This window comes from Streptomyces sp. NPDC051909, assembly GCF_040681095.1.
In the GTDB taxonomy this organism is placed as follows: domain Bacteria; phylum Actinomycetota; class Actinomycetes; order Streptomycetales; family Streptomycetaceae; genus Streptomyces.
The window spans coordinates 1-16,575 of record NZ_JBFAYA010000010.1 but is presented as its reverse complement, the minus strand read 5'-3'; the positions used below and the strand labels follow the sequence as shown (position 1 = coordinate 16,575).

Annotated in this window: 17 protein-coding genes; 5 read left to right on the top strand and 12 right to left on the bottom strand. The window is 72.3% G+C overall.

The features are described 5' to 3' along the window. Window positions 1-48: 48 nt before the first annotated feature. The 5 genes from pyrE to AB0M18_RS17540 form a co-directional block, all read right to left on the bottom strand. Window positions 49-588: an orotate phosphoribosyltransferase gene (gene pyrE, locus AB0M18_RS17560; protein WP_265865169.1), complete on the bottom strand. Its 540-nt coding sequence runs from the start codon at window positions 586-588 to the stop codon at window positions 49-51. Window positions 589-598: 10 nt separating this feature from the next. Continuing rightward, complete coding sequence (locus tag AB0M18_RS17555; protein WP_365758805.1) at window positions 599-1,393, bottom strand: aldose 1-epimerase; 795 nt, start codon at window positions 1,391-1,393, stop codon at window positions 599-601. Between the two features lie 87 nt (window positions 1,394-1,480). After that, the gene (locus AB0M18_RS17550) at window positions 1,481-2,335 is read right to left on the bottom strand and encodes an SRPBCC family protein (protein ID WP_365758803.1); all 855 of its coding nucleotides are present in this window, start codon (window positions 2,333-2,335) and stop codon (window positions 1,481-1,483) included. 72 nt (window positions 2,336-2,407) lie between these two features. Next, window positions 2,408-4,114, bottom strand: coding sequence for a spermidine synthase (locus AB0M18_RS17545; protein WP_365758801.1), 1,707 nt, complete (start codon window positions 4,112-4,114; stop codon window positions 2,408-2,410). Window positions 4,115-4,189: 75 nt separating this feature from the next. After that, window positions 4,190-4,708 (bottom strand): DUF2617 family protein, encoded by a 519-nt coding sequence (locus AB0M18_RS17540; protein WP_365758799.1) that lies wholly within the window; start codon window positions 4,706-4,708, stop codon window positions 4,190-4,192. A gap of 633 nt (window positions 4,709-5,341) precedes the next feature. On the opposite strand from AB0M18_RS17540, the gene AB0M18_RS17535 reads away from it, so the two are divergent. Both AB0M18_RS17535 and AB0M18_RS17530 read left to right on the top strand, forming a co-directional pair. After that, a complete protein-coding gene (locus AB0M18_RS17535; RefSeq protein WP_365758796.1) occupies window positions 5,342-6,520 on the top strand; it encodes a pyridoxal phosphate-dependent aminotransferase in 1,179 nt (392 codons plus the stop codon). A 277-nt stretch (window positions 6,521-6,797) separates the two neighbouring features. Next, window positions 6,798-7,934, top strand: coding sequence for a hypothetical protein (locus AB0M18_RS17530; RefSeq protein ID WP_365759249.1), 1,137 nt, complete (start codon window positions 6,798-6,800; stop codon window positions 7,932-7,934). Between the two features lie 19 nt (window positions 7,935-7,953). Here AB0M18_RS17530 and AB0M18_RS17525 read toward each other — a convergent pair whose 3' ends face one another. Then, on the bottom strand, window positions 7,954-8,493 hold the full coding sequence (locus tag AB0M18_RS17525) for a YbjN domain-containing protein (RefSeq protein ID WP_365758794.1): 540 nt from the start codon (window positions 8,491-8,493) through the stop codon (window positions 7,954-7,956). A gap of 104 nt (window positions 8,494-8,597) precedes the next feature. On the opposite strand from AB0M18_RS17525, the gene AB0M18_RS17520 reads away from it, so the two are divergent. Next, the gene (locus tag AB0M18_RS17520; RefSeq protein ID WP_365758792.1) at window positions 8,598-8,738 is read left to right on the top strand and encodes a hypothetical protein; all 141 of its coding nucleotides are present in this window, start codon (window positions 8,598-8,600) and stop codon (window positions 8,736-8,738) included. Here the strand turns inward: AB0M18_RS17520 and clpB are convergent. Further along, the gene (gene clpB, locus AB0M18_RS17515; RefSeq protein ID WP_365758790.1) at window positions 8,735-11,344 is read right to left on the bottom strand and encodes an ATP-dependent chaperone ClpB; all 2,610 of its coding nucleotides are present in this window, start codon (window positions 11,342-11,344) and stop codon (window positions 8,735-8,737) included. The two genes, AB0M18_RS17520 and clpB, sit on opposite strands and share 4 nt — an antisense overlap. 121 nt (window positions 11,345-11,465) lie before the next feature. Here clpB and AB0M18_RS17510 point away from each other — a divergent pair, with 121 nt between their 5' ends. After that, window positions 11,466-11,879 (top strand): TIGR03618 family F420-dependent PPOX class oxidoreductase, encoded by a 414-nt coding sequence (locus AB0M18_RS17510; RefSeq protein WP_365758788.1) that lies wholly within the window; start codon window positions 11,466-11,468, stop codon window positions 11,877-11,879. 136 nt (window positions 11,880-12,015) lie between these two features. Here the strand turns inward: AB0M18_RS17510 and AB0M18_RS17505 are convergent, their stop codons facing one another. Then, window positions 12,016-12,351, bottom strand: a complete 336-nt coding sequence (locus AB0M18_RS17505; protein ID WP_128984295.1) for a (2Fe-2S)-binding protein — start codon at window positions 12,349-12,351, stop codon at window positions 12,016-12,018. Window positions 12,352-12,672: 321 nt separating this feature from the next. On the opposite strand from AB0M18_RS17505, the gene AB0M18_RS17500 reads away from it, so the two are divergent. After that, window positions 12,673-13,677, top strand: coding sequence for a helix-turn-helix transcriptional regulator (locus AB0M18_RS17500; RefSeq protein WP_365758786.1), 1,005 nt, complete (start codon window positions 12,673-12,675; stop codon window positions 13,675-13,677). Window positions 13,678-13,755: 78 nt separating this feature from the next. Here the strand turns inward: AB0M18_RS17500 and AB0M18_RS17495 are convergent, their stop codons facing one another. From AB0M18_RS17495 to AB0M18_RS17480, 4 genes are all read right to left on the bottom strand, one after another. Beyond that, on the bottom strand, window positions 13,756-14,202 hold the full coding sequence (locus AB0M18_RS17495) for a helix-turn-helix domain-containing protein (RefSeq protein ID WP_365758784.1): 447 nt from the start codon (window positions 14,200-14,202) through the stop codon (window positions 13,756-13,758). 4 nt (window positions 14,203-14,206) lie between these two features. Next, window positions 14,207-15,391, bottom strand: coding sequence for a molecular chaperone DnaJ (gene dnaJ / locus AB0M18_RS17490; protein ID WP_365758782.1), 1,185 nt, complete (start codon window positions 15,389-15,391; stop codon window positions 14,207-14,209). A gap of 48 nt (window positions 15,392-15,439) precedes the next feature. Then, window positions 15,440-16,081: a nucleotide exchange factor GrpE gene (gene grpE / locus AB0M18_RS17485; RefSeq protein ID WP_365758780.1), complete on the bottom strand. Its 642-nt coding sequence runs from the start codon at window positions 16,079-16,081 to the stop codon at window positions 15,440-15,442. Continuing rightward, window positions 16,081-16,575 (bottom strand): Hsp70 family protein (locus AB0M18_RS17480; protein ID WP_365758778.1); only part of this gene is annotated, 495 nt, incomplete at its 5' end. The genes grpE and AB0M18_RS17480, both read right to left, overlap by 1 nt.

Here is a 16,575-nt window from a genome sequence, read left to right as displayed (position 1 = left end):
CCGTGACGGTCAGGCCGGTCCGCCGGGCCGGTCCGTCGGGCCGGTCGGTCAGGCCAGGCCGAGGTCGGACAGCCGGTAGCCGGTGAGGTACGGCAGACCGGCCTCGGCGATGGCGTCGGCGGCGCCGCGGTCGACGATCGTCGCCACGGCGACGACCTCGCCGCCCGCCTCGCGCACGGCCTCGACCGCGGTCAGCGGGGAGCCGCCGGTGGTGGAGGTGTCCTCGACCACCAGGCAGCGCCGGCCCTTGACGTCGGCGCCCTCGATGCGGCGCTGCATGCCGTGGGCCTTCTGGGCCTTGCGGACGACGAAGGCGTCGAGCCGCTCGCCGCGCGCGGCGGAGGCGTGCAGCATCGAGGTCGCGACCGGGTCGGCGCCCAGGGTCAGACCGCCGACGCAGTCGAAGTCCAGGTCCTTGGTGAGGTCGAGCATGACCTGACCGACCAGCGGGGCCGCCTCGCCGTCGAGGGTGATCCGGCGGAGGTCGATGTAGTAGTCGGCCTCGAGACCCGAGGAGAGGGTCACCTTGCCGTGCACCACGGCCTTGTCCTTGATCTGCTGGAGCAGATCGGCGCGTACGTCAGTCATGCCCAGCAGCTTAAAGCCGACGCCAGGCCCAGGTGGTCGTGACCTCCAGCGGGTCGATGGGGGTGACCAGGCGAGGGAGCGTGTTGAGGCCGTTCGGCGGACCGGACTGCGGCTCGACGCAGACCGTGTCGGCGGGCTCGTCGTAGACCACCACCCACCGGGCGTCGCTGGTGATCCTGAGCTCCAGCGCGCCCGGCCAGGCGAGGGTGACGTCGACGCCGTCCGGCATGCCGAAGCAGTCGTCCCAGGGGCGCGGGAGCGGGTCGATGCGCCGCCCGGTGGGCAGGTGGTCCGCGCCGCGCTCCTCCTGCCAGGCCGGGTGGAAGTCGAGCTCGACCTCGGGCCCGCCGTCGAGGCTGCGCCGGAACCAGGGGTGCCAGCCGGCCTGCGCCGGGAAGGAGGCGCCCAGGGTCTCGATCCCGAGCCGCAGCGTGAGCGCGTCCTCGCCCAGCTCGACGACCTGGGTGACCTTTCCGGCGTACGGCCAGGGCTCGGCGAGTTCGGTGGTGAAGGCGGCGGTGGTCTCCGTGACGTACGCCGTCTTCCAGGCGACATCGCGGACCGTGCCGTGCAGGGCGTGCGGGGCGGCGTTCTCGCCGACCGGCAGCTGGTGCTCGGCCGCGCCGTCCCGGAACCGCCCGTACCCGGTGCGGCCCGCCCACGGCGCCATCACGAAGCTGCCGTGGCGCTCACCGGGGAGCAGCAGTTCGGTGCCGCCGATACGGAGGCTGTCGATCCGGCAGCCGTGCTCCGGATCGATGGTCAACTCGGCGTCACCGGCCGTCAGTCGCGTCAGAGTGCTCACGCCCCGACCTTAGGGCCTGTCCGACCCTGTTCCGCCGGACCGACCCTGATCCGCCGGACCGGCCCTCAGGCGTACCCGGCCGGTCGTTCAGCCGCGGCGTCGCCGCAGCGCACGGCCGACCACGACGGCGGAGGCCAGGGCGAGGGCGGCGGCGGGGGCGATCCAGCGGAGGGTGGCGCCGGTGCCGGCGGACTCGGCGGCGGGGACGGGGGCGTAGCGGCCGCGGGGCGGGGCGTGGTCGACCTCCTCCGCGCTCCGGCCGATCATGGTGCGGCGGGCGTGCGCGGCCTCGGCCGGCTGCCCGGACTCGGTCCCGGACCCGTCCGCCCGCTCCTCACCGTCTGCGTCGGCCAGCGGGTCGAGCGACGGCGGCGGCACCGGGGTGTCGAAGACCGAGGGGCGGCCGGGCTCCTCCACGCCGTCGTCCACCCCGTCGTCGTCGCTGTCGGGCTCGGACCCGGCGGCCGCGGCCTGTGCCGCTTCCGCGGCCTCCTCGGCGGCGACCTCCGCCGCCACGTCCGAGACGGCGGCCAGCGCCTCCGCGAACCGGTCGAGCAGTCGCGCGCCCGCCGCCGCCCGGGCCTCCGTGTCGGCGTCGGCGAGCCGGCCGGCCGTGGTGATCCGGCCGGTGAAGCCGATGGTGGTGCCCTCGGCCACCGGGGTGAGCGCCAGGGTCAGGGCGAGCTCCGCCGTGCCCTTGCCGCGCACCTCCGTGCCCTCGCCCTCGACGGTGAAGCGCCCGCCGTGCTCGGTGAGCCGCAGCGTGCCCCGGTAGGTGATGGTGTTGCCGCCGATCCGGACCTTGAGCCGGCCGGCGAGCGGTCCGGCCGTGCCGTCGGCGTCCTGCTGGAAGCCGGGGACGCAGCGCGCCACCCGGGCCGGGTCCGTCAGCGTGTCGCGCAGGACCTCGGCCGGGACCGGGACGAACACCTCATGCTCCATGGGAGCCGAGCCTACTCAGGCCCGGCCCGCCCGTCGCCTGTTCGCGCCCCGACCCGTGCGCACGAGGCCGGCTCAGTAGCGCGGGTGCACCAGCGTCGAGGGCGGCAGGGCGTCCGTCTCCTCCGTACGGCTGCGCTCGACGCAGCGCTCCGCGACGCGCAGCGCCTGCGCGGTGAGCGAGCGCAACGGAGGCACCGCCGCGTCGAGACCGAGCGGGGGCCGTACGGAGTCGGGCGCGGCGAGCAGGAAACCCCACTCCCGCTCGACCGGCGGTGCGCCACCGGTGGAGCGCCCGGCCCGGTCGGGCCCGGTGGTCAGGCCGGAGGTGCGGCCGGCGGAGCCGTACGGTCGGGTGGCGTAACCCGCGGCGCGCAGGGTCGCTTCGACCGTCCAGTACGTGCGGGGGCGGACGCTCGCCGAGCCGGCGTGCACCACGAGCCGCCCGCCGTCGGCGAGGGCGCCGGCCGCGAGCCCGTAGAACTCCTGCGAGTAGAGCTTCGCGCCGGCGGTGATGCCGGGGTCCGGGAGGTCGGAGATCACCACGTCGTACCGTTCCTGCACGGGCCGGACCGAGCGCAGCCAGGTGAAGGCGTCGCCGTGGGCGACGGTGACCCGGGGGTCCTCGAAGGCGTGCTCGTTGAGCGCGGCGAGGCCCGGGTCGGTGCGGGCGAGCTCGGCGACGCCCGGGTCGAGTTCGACGACGGTGACCGCGTGCACGTCGTCGTAGCGCAGCACCTCGCGGGCGGCGAGGCCGTCGCCGCCGCCGAGGATCAGCACCCGCCCGTGCGGCCCGTTCATCGCGGGGTGCACCAGGGCCTCGTGGTAGCGGTACTCGTCGCGGCCGCCGACCCGCAGCCGGCCGTCCAGGAACAGGTCGGGCGGGCCGCCGGCGCGGCCGGTGACCACCACCTCCTGGAGGTCGGTGTGGACGGCGACCCGGATGCTGTCGCCGTAGACGGCGCGCCGCGCGGCCTGCTCGAAGTCGTCGACGAGGACGGTCGCGGTGGCGAGCACGACGAGCACCGACAGGTTGGCGCCGATGAGCAGGGTGCGCGAGCGGGCCGTCAGATCGTGCCGGAACAGCCAGAGCACCAGGCCGCCGCCCGCGATCGCGTTGACCGCGCCGGTGACGAGCGCGCCGGTGAGCTGGCCGAGCCAGGGCAGCAGCAGGAACGGGAAGGCGAGGCCGCCGACGAGCGCGCCGACGTAGTCCGCGGCGAACAGGTCGGCGACGGTCCCGGCGGCGTCGTGCGCCTCGCGCCGCCGCCCGCGGTGCTCGGCCCCGCCGCCGGGCGTGCCGGCGGGCGTGCCGGCGGGCGTGCCGGCGGCCGACTCCGCCCGCTGGATCAGCGACATCAGGAGCGGGATCTCCGCCCCGGTCAGCACGCCGATGGCCAGCGAGAACGCCACGAGCACCCAGCGCGACTCGCCGAGCCAGGCGAAGGACGCGTACAGCACCATCGCCGAGCAGCCGCCGATGAGCGCGAGACCGCCCTCGACCAGGCCGAAGCCGACCGCGGCACGGCAGCGCAACCGCTTGGCGAGCAGCGAGCCGAGACCCATCGCGAAGACCATGACGGACAGCACGACGGACGCCTGGGTGACCGAGTCGCCGATCAAATAGGAGGCGAGCGCCACGAGTTCGAGCTCGTAGACCAGGCCGCAGGCGGCGCACACGAACACCACCGCCAGGACCGGGTACCGCACCGCGCGCGGCCGCTCGGGTGACCGCGCCGGCCGTTTGGGCGGCAGGGTCAGAGTCACGGGCGGGTCGATCATGTTCGTAACGCTACGTCACAGATTGATCGCCGCCTGTCACCCACACGAGTGTACCTGAGGCATATGTACGGCGCGTCAGAGTGAAGCGGGCATACGTGCGCCGATCCGGGTCCGGGTCACGACCAACTGCCCTTCCTGCGGGTAGGCGTGCCAGGTGCGCCAGCGCACCTGGCCCTCGTGGCGCTGCGCCAGCATCGCCGTGAAGGCGTGCGGCGAGCCGGGGAAGGTCCCCGCGAGGCCGTGCGGATGGTCGGCGACGAGAGCGAGCAACTCCTGTGCGCGGCCCGCGAACGAGCCCTGGGTGAGGGTCTCGACGCGGGCGGCGAACTCGTACTCCCACTCGCCCACTCGCTTGGACACGCCGAGCGGCAGTGGGGTGCTGCTGCCGGGCAGGCAGGCGACGGTCTCCGAGCAACTGCGGCTCTCCTCCTCCAGGAGCACCTGGTGGGAGGCGCCGAGCAGCCGCAACTGCAACTTCGCTCCGGCGAGTTCGAGGTCGAGCACCGCGAGCGCGGGCAGCGGGTCGCGCCCCAGCGCCCAGGCCAGGTCGGCCGCGCGGGTATCGGTGTAGGAGGTCTTCAGGCTGGTGAGCATGGATCGGCTCCGCAAACATGGTTTGACGGGTGAACCGGGGGCGTCCAGGTCGAAGGGTTTCGACCGGGAGTGGGGATCGCCGGCTCGGGTCCACACACGGTCCGAGGGCTGGATGTTCTCGACAGCGAGGGAATCACGAACCATGGGCGGCTCACAGCGTTTTCGCCCAACTTGACGTGGTTTCCATCCCCTCGGGGGCCTCTCGGTTCAACTGTTCAGTCGGAATCGATCGCGTGGCTCCCACAATCCCCCAGTGGCTTCCCGCAATCCCCCAATGGAACGATCGCCCAGGGCCGTTGCCCGGGCACACGCACACCACCGGCGCGCCCGGGCACACGCGCACCACCGATGCGCGCCGCTCAGTCGCCGCCGCCCCCGCCGCCGCCGCACGACGAGCCGCAGGACGAGGAGCCGCACGAGGACGAGCCGCAGCCGCTGCCGCCGACGCCGCCGTGAAGCCGACGACCACGAGCACGATGAGTGCGAACACCACGAAGACTTCCATGTCATCCCCCGTCAGTGAGGAGCCGGTCGACGACCGGCCCCGGTGCTTGTGCCCTGCCTGTGCGAGGGGGATTCCCGCCCCGAAGACCACCGAAGCGCACTTGAGCAAGTCCAGAGCTTCGGCCCAGGATGGCGCCCATGACACGACCGCTGCTCAACCGCCGGCTCGCGGAGTTCGGCACCACGATCTTCGCCGAGATGTCCGCGCTCGCCGCCCGCACCGGTTCGATCAACCTGGGTCAGGGCTTCCCCGACACCGACGGCCCGGAGGAGATCCGCGAGGCGGCCGTCCGCGCCCTGCGCGACGGGCGCGGCAACCAGTACCCGCCCGGCCCCGGCGTGCCCGAGCTGCGCACCGCGATCGCCGAGCACCAGCGCCGCTTCTACGGTCTGGAGTACGACCCCGACAGCGAGGTCCTGGTCACCGCCGGGGCCACCGAGGCGATCGCGGCCGCGCTGCTCGCGCTCGTCGAGCCGGGCGACGAGGTGATCGCCCTGGAGCCGTACTACGACTCGTACGCCGCCTGCGTCGCCATGGCCGGCGGCACCCGGGTCCCGGTCACCCTGCGCCCGCACGCCGGGGCCTTCGCCCTCGACCTGGACGAACTGCGGGCCGCGGTCACCGACCGGACCCGGCTCATCCTGCTCAACACCCCGCACAACCCGACCGGCACCGTGCTCAGCCGCGCCGAGCTGACCGCGATCGCCGAACTCGCCCAGGAGCGCGACCTGCTCGTCGTGACCGACGAGGTCTACGAGCACCTGGTCTTCGACGACGCCGAGCACATCCCGCTCGCCAGCCTGCCCGGCATGCGCGAGCGCACCGTGACCATCGGCTCGGCCGGCAAGACGTACTCCTTCACCGGCTGGAAGGTCGGCTGGGTCACCGCCCCGCCCGAACTGACCGGCGCCGTCCGCTCGGCCAAGCAGTTCCTCACGTACGTCTCCTCCGGCCCCTTCCAGTACGCGGTGGCCGAGGCCCTGCGCCTGCCGGACACGTACGTCCAGGGCCTGCGCGCCGAACTCCTCGCCAAGCGCGACCTGCTGAGCGAGGGCCTGGCGGCGGCCGGCTTCGGCGTGCACCGTCCGGCCGGCACCTACTTCGTCACCACCGACATCCGCCCGCTCGGCGAGACCGACGGCTTCGCCTTCTGCCGCGCGCTCCCCGAACGCGCGGGCGTGGTCGCCATCCCCAACGCCGTGTTCTACGACCACCGCGAGGAGGGCGCGCCGTTCGTGCGGTTCGCGTTCTGCAAGAGGACGGACGTCCTCCAGGAGGCGGTGGACCGGCTGAAGCGGCTCGGTTAGTTCCGGTCCGGCCCCGGCGGAGAGCGGGGGCGTGACGGGGCCCGCCGGGCCGGGGGTGGACGGGCGGCCGCCGATGGTGGAAAGGACCTCGCCGATGAGCTGCGGGTGATCCGGCGCTTCCGACGGGCGCGCTTCCGCTGCCCGGCAGCGCCGTTCAGGTAAACCGATTTGTCGGGTAATGATCGGTTCGCCACGCGCACGGAGGTGCCCCCTGTCCGCCGAGACCCTCGACCGGCCGGCGTCCGCAGCCGCGCCCGCCGTCACCCCCGTGCGGCGGGTGCCCCGGTGGCGGGCGGCGCTCCACCGGGCGGCGCCCGCCCTCGGGCTGTTCGCCGCCGCCCGGCTCACCGGGACCCTGGTGCTCGCCCTGTGGGCCTGGCACATCGGACGCTCGCCGCGGGCGCTGCTCGCGAAGTCCTGGGACTCCGACTGGTACACCCGGATCGCCGCGCACGGCTACGGGCACACGCTGACCTGGCCGGACGGGGTGGTCCAGTCCGACCTGGCCTTCTTCCCGCTCTACCCGGGGCTGGTCCGGGCCGTCACCAGCGTGCTGCCGGTCAGCGGCGGCACGGCCGGGCTGCTGCTCTCCTGGTCCGCCGCCGGGGCCGCGGCCTGGGGGATCTTCCTGGTCGCGGAGCGGCTGGCCGGCCGCCCCACGGCGGTGCTCACCGTGCTGCTGTGGGGCCTGCTGCCGCACTCGATCGTGCTGACCATGGCGTACACCGAGCCGCTGATGACCGCCTTCGCGGCCTGGGCGCTGTACGCGCTGCTCACCCGGCGCTGGCTGTGGGCGGGCGCGCTGGCCGCGCTCGCCGGTCTGTCCCGGCCCAACGGGGTCGCCATCGCCGCCGCGGTCCTCGTCGCCGCCGGCCTGGAGCTGTGGCGGCGGCGCGGGCGGGTCGGGTGGCCGGTGTGGGCGGGGGCCGCGCTCGCGCCCCTCGGCTGGCTCTCGTACCTGTTGTGGGTCGGCGCCCGGCGCGGCGATCTGCTCGGCGGCTACTTCGCCGTGCAGGACGGCTGGACCTCCCGCTTCGACTTCGGGCGGGGCGCGCTCCGCTTCGTACGGGACATGCTGACCGGCACCACCCAGTTCGGCTTCGCGATGGCCCTGGTGATCACCGGAGCGGGGGTGCTGCTCTTCGCGCTGCTCGTGAGCGGGGGGCGGAGGGAGCGGCCGCCGCTGCCGGTGCTCGTCTACACCGGCGTCCTCGTCCTGATCACCGTCGGCGGCTCGGGCTTCTTCGAGTCGAAGCCACGCTTCCTGCTGCCGGCCTTCCCGCTGCTGCTGCCGCTGGCCCGCGCCATGACGAGAGCCCGGCCGGGCGCCGCGATCGTGGTGATCGCGAGCCTGGCCGGGCTCTCCTTCGCCTATGCGCCGTACGCGCTGACGCTCGCGCGCATGGCCCTGTGAGGCCGGGGGCCGGTGCCGGCTACTCGGCGTCGCCCTCGCCGGACTCCTTGTCCTCCGGGGACTCCAGGCCGAACTGCTCGACGATCCACTTGTCGAACTCGATCGACGCGCGGACCCAGCTGACCGTGGAGGACACGAAGTGCTCCAGGGCCACACCGGTGCCGATCAGCATCTGGGCCTCACCGATGAGACGGAGGGTGGCGGAGCCGTCCTCCTCCTCGTGCAGGTGGGTGTAGACCTTGGGCCACAGGGTGCGCCGGTTCCAGTCGTCGATCGCGTCGAGGATCTTGGCCCGGTCGTCCGCGGCGTGCGGACGGTCGTAGAACGTGCGGACCGAGAAGACCTGCTGCTCGGCCTCGCCGCGGAACATGAAGTACGTGCGGAAGTCCTCCCACGGCGCCGCGAGGTCACCCTCGTCGTCGACGATGTACTTCAGCTCCATCTGGTCGAGCAGCTGCTTGACCAGGTCCTGGTCGGGGACGACGGGGCCCGCCGGTCCTCCGGCCTGAGGCTGGGGCTGTGCCCCGAAATTAGGAATCGAGGACGGGTCGATGCTCACCGGGATTTCCCTTCGTACGGATGCCCGCCATCCTCCCTCATGGCGGGCGGGGCGTGGCAAGTCCCCACGGCGCGATCAGCTGCGGGCTGACATGATCTCGACCCATGGGGGACATGAAGCGGGTCAACCGCCAATGGATCTGGATCACCGTGGGGCTCACCGCCCTCCTGCTGCTGGTCGGGGTCCGGGTGCGGTACGAGGGCGGGAACACCGCCCTCGTACGTATCACCGCCTACGACTCCTAGCCTTCCGCCCGCCCCACGATCAGCCCCTCCTCGAAGCGGTCCACCCGCACCGTGTCGCCGTCCCGGACCTCGCCCGCCAGGATCTCCTTGGCGAGGCGGTCGCCGATCGCCGTCTGGATCAGGCGGCGCAGCGGGCGGGCGCCGTACGCCGGGTCGTTGCCCTCCTCCGCCAGCCAGGCCAGCGCCTCCGGGGTGATCTCCAGGGTGAGGCGGCGGTCGGCGAGGCGGCGGGCCAGGCGGTCGATCTGGAGCTGGGCGATGCGGGCCAGCTCGGTCTGCTCCAGGGCGGAGAAGACCACGATCTCGTCGAGCCGGTTCAGGAACTCCGGCTTGAAGCTCGCCCGGACGACCTCCAGGACCCGCTCCCGCTTCTCCTCCGCGCCGGCCACCGGGTCCATGAGGAACTGGCTGCCCAGGTTGGAGGTGAGGATCAGGATCGTGTTGCGGAAGTCGACGGTGCGGCCCTGGCCGTCGGTGAGCCGGCCGTCGTCGAGGACCTGGAGCAGGATGTCGAAGACCTCGGGGTGGGCCTTCTCCACCTCGTCCAGGAGGACGACGCTGTACGGGCGGCGGCGGACGGCCTCGGTGAGCTGGCCGCCCTCCTCATAGCCCACGTAGCCGGGGGGCGCGCCGACGAGACGGGCCACGCTGTGCTTCTCGCCGTACTCCGACATGTCGATGCGGACCATGGCCCGCTCGTCGTCGAAGAGGAAGTCCGCGAGCGCCTTCGCCAGCTCGGTCTTGCCGACGCCGGTGGGGCCGAGGAAGAGGAAGGAGCCGGTGGGCCGGTCGGGGTCGGCGATGCCGGCCCGGGTGCGGCGCACCGCGTCGGAGACGGCCCGCACGGCCTCGCTCTGGCCGATGAGCCGCTTGCCGAGCTCGTCCTCCATGCGCAGCAGCTTCTGCGTCTCGCCCTCCAGGAGGCGCCCGGCGGGGATGCCGGTCCAGGCGCCGACGACATCGGCGATGTCGTCCGGGCCGACCTGGTCCTTGACCATGGCGCTTCTCGTGTCAGCAGTCTTCGCGGCCTCCTGCCGCGCCTCGGCCTCGCTCGCCGCCTCCAGCTCGCGCTCCAGGGCCGGGATCTCGCCGTAGAGCAGCTTGGAGGCGGTGTCGAAGTCGCCGTCGCGCTGGGCGCGCTCGGCGCGGCCGCGCAGCTCGTCGAGCTGTTCCTTGAGCTCGCCGACCCGGTTGAGGGACTGCTTCTCCTTCTCCCAGCGGGCGGTGAGGCCGCGCAGCTCCTCCTCGCGGTCGGCGAGGTCGCGGTGCAGCTTCTCCAGGCGCTGGCGGCTGGCCTCGTCGGTCTCCTTGGAGAGGGCCAGCTCCTCCATCCGCAGCCGGTCGACGGTGCGCTGGAGCTCGTCGATCTCGACGGGCGAGGAGTCGATCTCCATGCGCAGCCGGGAGGCGGCCTCGTCGACCAGGTCGATGGCCTTGTCGGGGAGGAAGCGGGAGGTGATGTAGCGGTCGGAGAGGGTCGCGGCGGCGACCAGCGCGGAGTCGGCGATCTGGACCTTGTGGTGGGCCTCGTAGCGTCCCTTGAGGCCGCGCAGGATGGCCACGGTGTCCTCGACGGACGGCTCGGCGACCAGGACCTGCTGGAAGCGGCGCTCCAGGGCGGGGTCCTTCTCGATCCGCTCGCGGTACTCGTCGAGCGTGGTGGCGCCGACCATGCGCAGCTCGCCGCGGGCCAGCATCGGCTTGAGCATGTTGCCGGCGTCCATGGCGGAGTCGCCGCCGGCGCCCGCGCCGACGACGGTGTGCAGCTCGTCGATGAAGGTGATGATCTGGCCGTCGCTCTCCTTGATCTCGGAGAGGACGGTCTTCAGGCGCTCCTCGAACTCGCCGCGGTACTTGGCGCCGGCCACCATCGCGCCGAGGTCGAGGGAGACCAGGCGCTTGTCGCGCAGCGACTCGGGCACGTCGCCCTTCACGATCCGCTGGGCGAGGCCCTCGACGACGGCGGTCTTGCCGACGCCGGGCTCGCCGATGAGGACCGGGTTGTTCTTGGTGCGGCGGGAGAGGACCTGGACGACGCGCCGGATCTCGTGGTCGCGGCCGATCACCGGGTCGAGCTTGCCCTCGCGGGCGGCGGCGGTGAAGTCGGTGCCGAACTTCTCCAGCGCCTTGTACGAGCCCTCGGGGTCGGCGCTGGTCACCCGGCGGGTGCCGCGGGTCTTGGTGAAGGCGTCCTGGAGGCGGGCGGCGGTGGCGCCCTGCCCGTCGAGCAGCTCACCGGCGCGGCCGCCCTTGGCGGCGATGCCGATCAGCAGGTGCTCGGTGGAGAGGAAGTCGTCGCCGAGCTGCTTGGCGCGGGCGTCGGCGTCGGCGATGACGGCGAGCAGCTCACGGCTGGGCTGCGGGGGCGCGACCGTGGACCCGGTGACGCTCGGCAGCGCGGCGAGCAGCCGCTCGGCGCCGGCGCGTACGGCGGCCTGGTCGGCCTCGACCGCGGCCAGCAGATCGGTGATGTTCTCGTTGTCCTGACCGGCCAGCAGCGCAAGCAGAAGGTGCGCGGGGGTCAGATCGGCGTGCCCCTGGGACACGGCGCGGCTGCTCGCCGCGTTCAGCGCGTCCCGGCTCCTGTTGGTCAGTTCGGCGTCCACGTGCGGGGTCTCCTCCTCGGATACGACGACTCCTTCTTTATGACTCTTCTAGCGTACACAAAGTTGAGCCTATTCCGCTCAAGGTGTCGACGAGAGCTCTGCCCGGAGTAGTTTCCGGGGCATGGCCATCGATCCGAGCAAGCCCAGCGACTCGTACCTCAGCTTCTGGCGCGAGTACCACATGTGCACGCTGACCACGCCGCGCCCGGACGGCACCCCGCACGTGGTGGCGGTGGGTGTCACGTACGACCCGGAGGGCGGCGAGAAGGGCATCGCCCGGGTCATCACCAACAAGCACAGCCGGAAGGTCGCCAACGTCCTGGCGGCGGGCGCGGAGGGCGCGCGGGTCGCGGTCTGCCAGGTGGACAAGGGGCGCTGGGCCACGCTGGAGGGCGTGGCGCGGATCCGCACCGAGGCGGAGGCGGTCGCGGACGCGGTGGACCGCTACGCGGCCCGCTACAACCGGGTCCCGACGCCGAACCCGGACCGGGTGGTCATCGAGATCGCGCTGACCCGCGCGATGGGCCGCGCCTGAGGCCGGCCGGAGGCCGGGTCCCAAGGCCCGGGATCCCGTACCCGAAAAGCACAGCGGCGCCATCGCGTTTCAGGTCCGCGATGGCGCCGCTGTGTGGGGGAAGCACCTGAACGATCTACAACGACGGGGGAATCGTTCAGGCACTGCGGGGGGTGGCGGTGATGGTCTCGGTCCCGACCAGCGGGGACTCGACCAACTGGTGGTCGCGCTGATCGAGATTGACGAAGATCATGCCGTACCGGATGGCACAGCGGACGGGCTGCGGGGCACCCCGCGGGCGGCGAAGACACCGGTAGGCACGGACGTCCTCGTCCTGCTCGCGAGCGACCACGATCGGCTCTCCGAAGAGGGTCACCATCAGCGAGTCACCACGGTGGGGGATGGCCGTGACGAGATCGATGAAGTGCCATCCGGAGCGATAGGCCGAGGCCATCTCCCGTCGGAAGGACCGGTCGTCCGGCGGGACGATCATGCTTCCTGACCCGCCGGGGTGAACTCCCAGGACGGCTCACCGGGAGATGCGAGGACGACGTCCGCAGGTGTGCTCTCCCACGAGGGCTCATTCGGCTCCGCCATCACGGAATGCGACGGGGGGACCTCCCACGAGGGCTCGCCGGTCAGAGCGAGTGCGCCGAGAGCAGCCGCCGCAACGGCTATGGCGCCAAGTGCACGAACCATCCTGGTCATGGCCGATCTCCACCTCTTTTGATCACTACCTCCCCCCCGCGTCCAAAACGATGGCCCACGATCGACCCCTGCACCAGCCGCGCCGGGCATCATGTTCCTGTAATTCATGACCCTGAGGGGGGTGCATATGGGGCAAGAGCCGAGCGAATCCAGACATAATCACAGTCGCGGTGAACTGTGCGACGTGGCCAAAGAGCTGTACGCACACGCTCTGCGCACGGGACGCCTCGCCCGCGCCGAAGCCGACGCCGCACCGTGCCTCACCGACCTGTCCCTTCTGCGCCCCGACCCGGACGACGTCGAGTGGCTGTACCCGGTGCCGCCGTCCGTCGCCCTCAACCAGCTCATACACCCCATCGAGCAGGAGATCCAGACCTGGCGGCAGTCGGCCATCGCCCTGGCCGACGCGTTCGAGCCGTTCCTGGCGATGAGCACCCGGGAATCCTCCACCGGCAGCGGGATCACCGTGCTCGAAGGCCTCGGCGCGATCAACGCGACGCTCGACCGCGTCATCAGCGAGTGCACGGAAGAGCTGCTGACCATCCAGCCCGGCAGCGGACGGCGCCCCGACACCCTCGAAAAGGCCCTGCGCCGGATGGAGCCGCTGTTCGACCGCGGCGTGCGCATGCGCACGCTCTACCAGCACACCGCCCGGCACCACCCCGCCACGCTGGCCTACGTCGAACGCGTCGCCCCCTACGGTCTCGAACTGCGCACCCTCGAGGAGATCATCGACCGGCTGATCATCGTCGACCGGAAGGTCGCCTTCGTGCCGGCCCGCAGCGACCGCCAGGTCGCGCTCGAACTGCGCCACGAGGGCCTCGTGCAGTATCTCGTCGGCGTCTTCGACCAGTTCTGGCTGCACGGCGCCCCCTGGGACGAGGAAGTGCCCTACACGCCCTCCGTGGACGGCATAGGCGGCGTCCAGCGCTCCATCGCCAAACTCCTCGTCGAGGGCCATGTCGACGAGGCCATCGCGCGCCGGCTCGGCATGAACGTGCGCACCTGCCGCGCCCACATCGCCAAGCTCGCCGCCGCCCTCGGCAGCGGCAGCCGCGCCCAGCTCGGCTATCTGATCGCGCGCTCGAACATCCTCGACGGGGAGAACTGACCTCCTGAGATCGAGAAGGCCCCCTCCGCCGGAGCGGAGGGGGCCTTCTCGGGGATCTCGGGATCTCGGAATCAGGAGCTACTCGCCGCGCTTGTGACCCGGACGCCACACCACCAGCGCGCTGGCCTGCTGCACATCCGTGTACGGGACCAGATCACGCCGGTACGAGGCGTGCACCTGGGCCTCGCGCTGGCGCATCGCCGCCGCCGCGCCCTCGACCGCCGTCGACAGCTCGGCCACCCGGGCCTGCAGGGCCGCGACCTGGTTCTCCAGTTCGATGATGCGCTTGATACCGGCCAGGTTGATGCCCTCGTCCTGGGACAGCTGCTGGACGGTGCGCAGCAGCTCGATGTCCCGGGCCGAGTAGCGCCGGCCACGGCCCGCCGTGCGGTCCGGCGAGACCAGACCGAGGCGGTCGTACTGACGCAGCGTCTGCGGGTGCAGACCGGAGAGCTGGGCCGCCACCGAGATGACGTACACCGGGGTCTCTTCGGTCAGTTCGTAAGGGTTCCGACGGCGGTCCATCTCCTCAAGCTCCCTTCGCGGCCTGGAACAGCTCTGCCCTGACGTCCTCGCCCGCGGTGGCCTCGCGGAAGGTCTCCAGGGCCTCGCGGGCCTTGTCGGCCAGCTCCTTCGGCACCGCGACCTCGACCGTGACGAGGAGGTCGCCGCGGGTGCCGTCCTTGCGGACCGCGCCCTTGCCGCGGGCGCGCATGGTGCGCCCGTTGGGGGTGCCCGCGGGCAGCTTCAGCGTCACCGCCGGGCCGCCCAGGGTCGGCACCTTCACCTCGCCGCCGAGCGCCGCCTCGTCGAAGGTGACGGGCACCGTGACGGTGAGGTTGTCGTCCTTGCGGCCGAACACCGGGTGGGCGTCGACGTGCACGACGACGTACAGATCGCCGTTCTGCCCGCCGCGCTCGCCCGGGGCGCCCTTGCCGCGCAGCCGGATCTTCTGGTTGTCGCTGACCCCCGCCGGGATGCGGACCTGCATGGTGCGGGAGGACTTGGCCCGGCCGCTGCCCTTGCAGACCTCGCAGGGGTTCTCGGCGATCAGGCCGCGGCCCTTGCAGTCCACGCACGGATCGGTCAGCGAGAAACCGCCGCCGCTGCCGCGCGACACCTGCCCGGTGCCGACACAGGTCGGGCACACCCTCGGCGTGCCGTTCTTGTCGCCGGTGCCCGAACAGGCCTTGCAGGGCTGCTGGCTGGACATCCGCAGCGGGACCGTGGCGCCCTCGATGGCCTCGGTGAAGCTGAGCGTCACCTCGGACTCGATGTCCTGGCCGCGGCGCGGCTGGGTGCGGGTGCCCGCACCGCCCGCGCCGCGGTTGAACAGGCCGCCGAAGACGTCCCCGAGACCGCCGCCGAAGCCGCCGGCCCCACCGGGAGCACCGCCCTGGCCGCCGAACAGGTCGCCCAGGTCGAAGTTGAACGAGCCGCCCGCGCCGCCCGGCCCGCCGGCCCGGAAGCCTCCGTTGCCGAACAGGGCGCGCGCGTCGTCGTACTCCTTGCGCTTCTTCGGGTCGCCGAGGACGTCGTTCGCCTCGGAGATCGCCTTGAAGCGCTCCTCCGCCTGGGTGTCGCCCTTGTTGGCGTCCGGGTGGTTCTCACGGGCGAGCTTCCGGTACGCCTTCTTGATCTCGGCGTCGGTGGCGTCCTTGGGGACGCCGAGAACCTTGTAGTAGTCCTTCTCGACGAAGTCCTTCGTGCTCATCGACGTCCCTCCTCCCGCTTCCGGGTGTGACTCGTGCAGCCGGTGGGGCTACTGATCGTTGTCCTTCTCGGAGTCGTCCGACTCCTCCGCCTTCGCCGCGGCACCGGGCTGCGCGCCCGGCTGCGGCTCGGCGACGGCCACCCGCGCGGGGCGGACCGTGCGCTCGCCGATCCGGTACCCCGGCTGCAGGATCGCCACGCAGGTCGTCTCGGTGACGTCCGGCGCGTACGAGTGCATCAGGGCCTCGTGGATCGTCGGGTCGAAGGGCTCGCCCTCCTTGCCGAACTGCTGGAGACCCATCTTGGCGACGACGGTCTCGAGCGACTCGGCGACCGACTTGAACCCGCCCACGAGCTCTCCGTGGTCCCGGGCCCGGCCGATGTCGTCGAGCACGGGCAGGAGCTCGGTCACGAGATTCGCGACGGCGATCTCCTTGACCGTGACCCGGTCCCGCTCCACACGGCGGCGGTAGTTCTGGTACTCGGCCTGGAGCCGCTGGAGGTCACCGGTGCGCTCGGAGAGCGCGGTCCGGGCCTGGTCCAGCTGGGCCAGCAGTGCTACGTCCGTAGCGTCCCCGGCCGGGGCCGCCCCCTCCGCCTTCGCGGCGGAGGCGGCGGCCTCGGTCTCCTCGGGCGTGCCGTCGGCGGGGACGTCGGGCTTCTCCTCGAAGCCCGGGGTGTCCTCCGACATCAGGCAGCGCCGCCCTTCGGCTTGTCCTCGTCCACGATCTCGGCGTCGACGACGTCGTCGTCCTGCGCCTGGGCCTGGCCGGCGTCGGCGCCGCCCGCGGCCTGCGCGGCCTGGGCGTCCGCGTAGAGCGCCTGGCCGAGCTTCTGGGAGACGGCCGCGACCTTCTCGGTGGCGGTGCGGATCTCGGCGGAGTCCTCGCCCTTGAGCTTCTCCTTCAGCTCGGCGACGGCGGCCTCGACCTCGGACTTCACGTCACCCGGGACCTTGTCCTCGTTGTCCTTGAGGAACTTCTCGGTCTGGTAGACGAGCTGCTCGCCCTGGTTGCGGGTCTCGGCGGCCTCGCGGCGGCGGTGGTCCTCCTCCGCGTACTGCTCGGCCTCCTGGCGCATCCGGTCGACCTCGTCCTTCGGCAGCGAGGAGCCGCCGGTGACGGTCATCTTCTGCTCCTTGCCCGTGCCCAGGTCCTTGGCGGTCACGTGCATGATGCCGTTGGC

Excerpts from the sequence above, each read along its gene's own strand:
- pyrE (WP_265865169.1), bottom strand. The coding sequence starts at position 588 with ATGACTGACGTACGCGCCGATCTGCTCCAGCAGATCAAGGACAAGGCC.
- AB0M18_RS17550 (WP_365758803.1), bottom strand. The coding sequence starts at position 2,335 with ATGGAGCATGAGGTGTTCGTCCCGGTCCCGGCCGAGGTCCTGCGCGAC.
- AB0M18_RS17545 (WP_365758801.1), bottom strand. The coding sequence starts at position 4,114 with ATGATCGACCCGCCCGTGACTCTGACCCTGCCGCCCAAACGGCCGGCG.
- AB0M18_RS17540 (WP_365758799.1), bottom strand. The coding sequence starts at position 4,708 with ATGCTCACCAGCCTGAAGACCTCCTACACCGATACCCGCGCGGCCGAC.
- AB0M18_RS17535 (WP_365758796.1), top strand. The coding sequence starts at position 5,342 with ATGGCGCCCATGACACGACCGCTGCTCAACCGCCGGCTCGCGGAGTTC.
- AB0M18_RS17520 (WP_365758792.1), top strand. The coding sequence starts at position 8,598 with ATGGGGGACATGAAGCGGGTCAACCGCCAATGGATCTGGATCACCGTG.
- AB0M18_RS17510 (WP_365758788.1), top strand. The coding sequence starts at position 11,466 with ATGGCCATCGATCCGAGCAAGCCCAGCGACTCGTACCTCAGCTTCTGG.
- AB0M18_RS17505 (WP_128984295.1), bottom strand. The coding sequence starts at position 12,351 with ATGATCGTCCCGCCGGACGACCGGTCCTTCCGACGGGAGATGGCCTCG.
- AB0M18_RS17500 (WP_365758786.1), top strand. The coding sequence starts at position 12,673 with ATGACCCTGAGGGGGGTGCATATGGGGCAAGAGCCGAGCGAATCCAGA.
- AB0M18_RS17495 (WP_365758784.1), bottom strand. The coding sequence starts at position 14,202 with ATGGACCGCCGTCGGAACCCTTACGAACTGACCGAAGAGACCCCGGTG.
- dnaJ (WP_365758782.1), bottom strand. The coding sequence starts at position 15,391 with ATGAGCACGAAGGACTTCGTCGAGAAGGACTACTACAAGGTTCTCGGC.
- grpE (WP_365758780.1), bottom strand. The coding sequence starts at position 16,081 with ATGTCGGAGGACACCCCGGGCTTCGAGGAGAAGCCCGACGTCCCCGCC.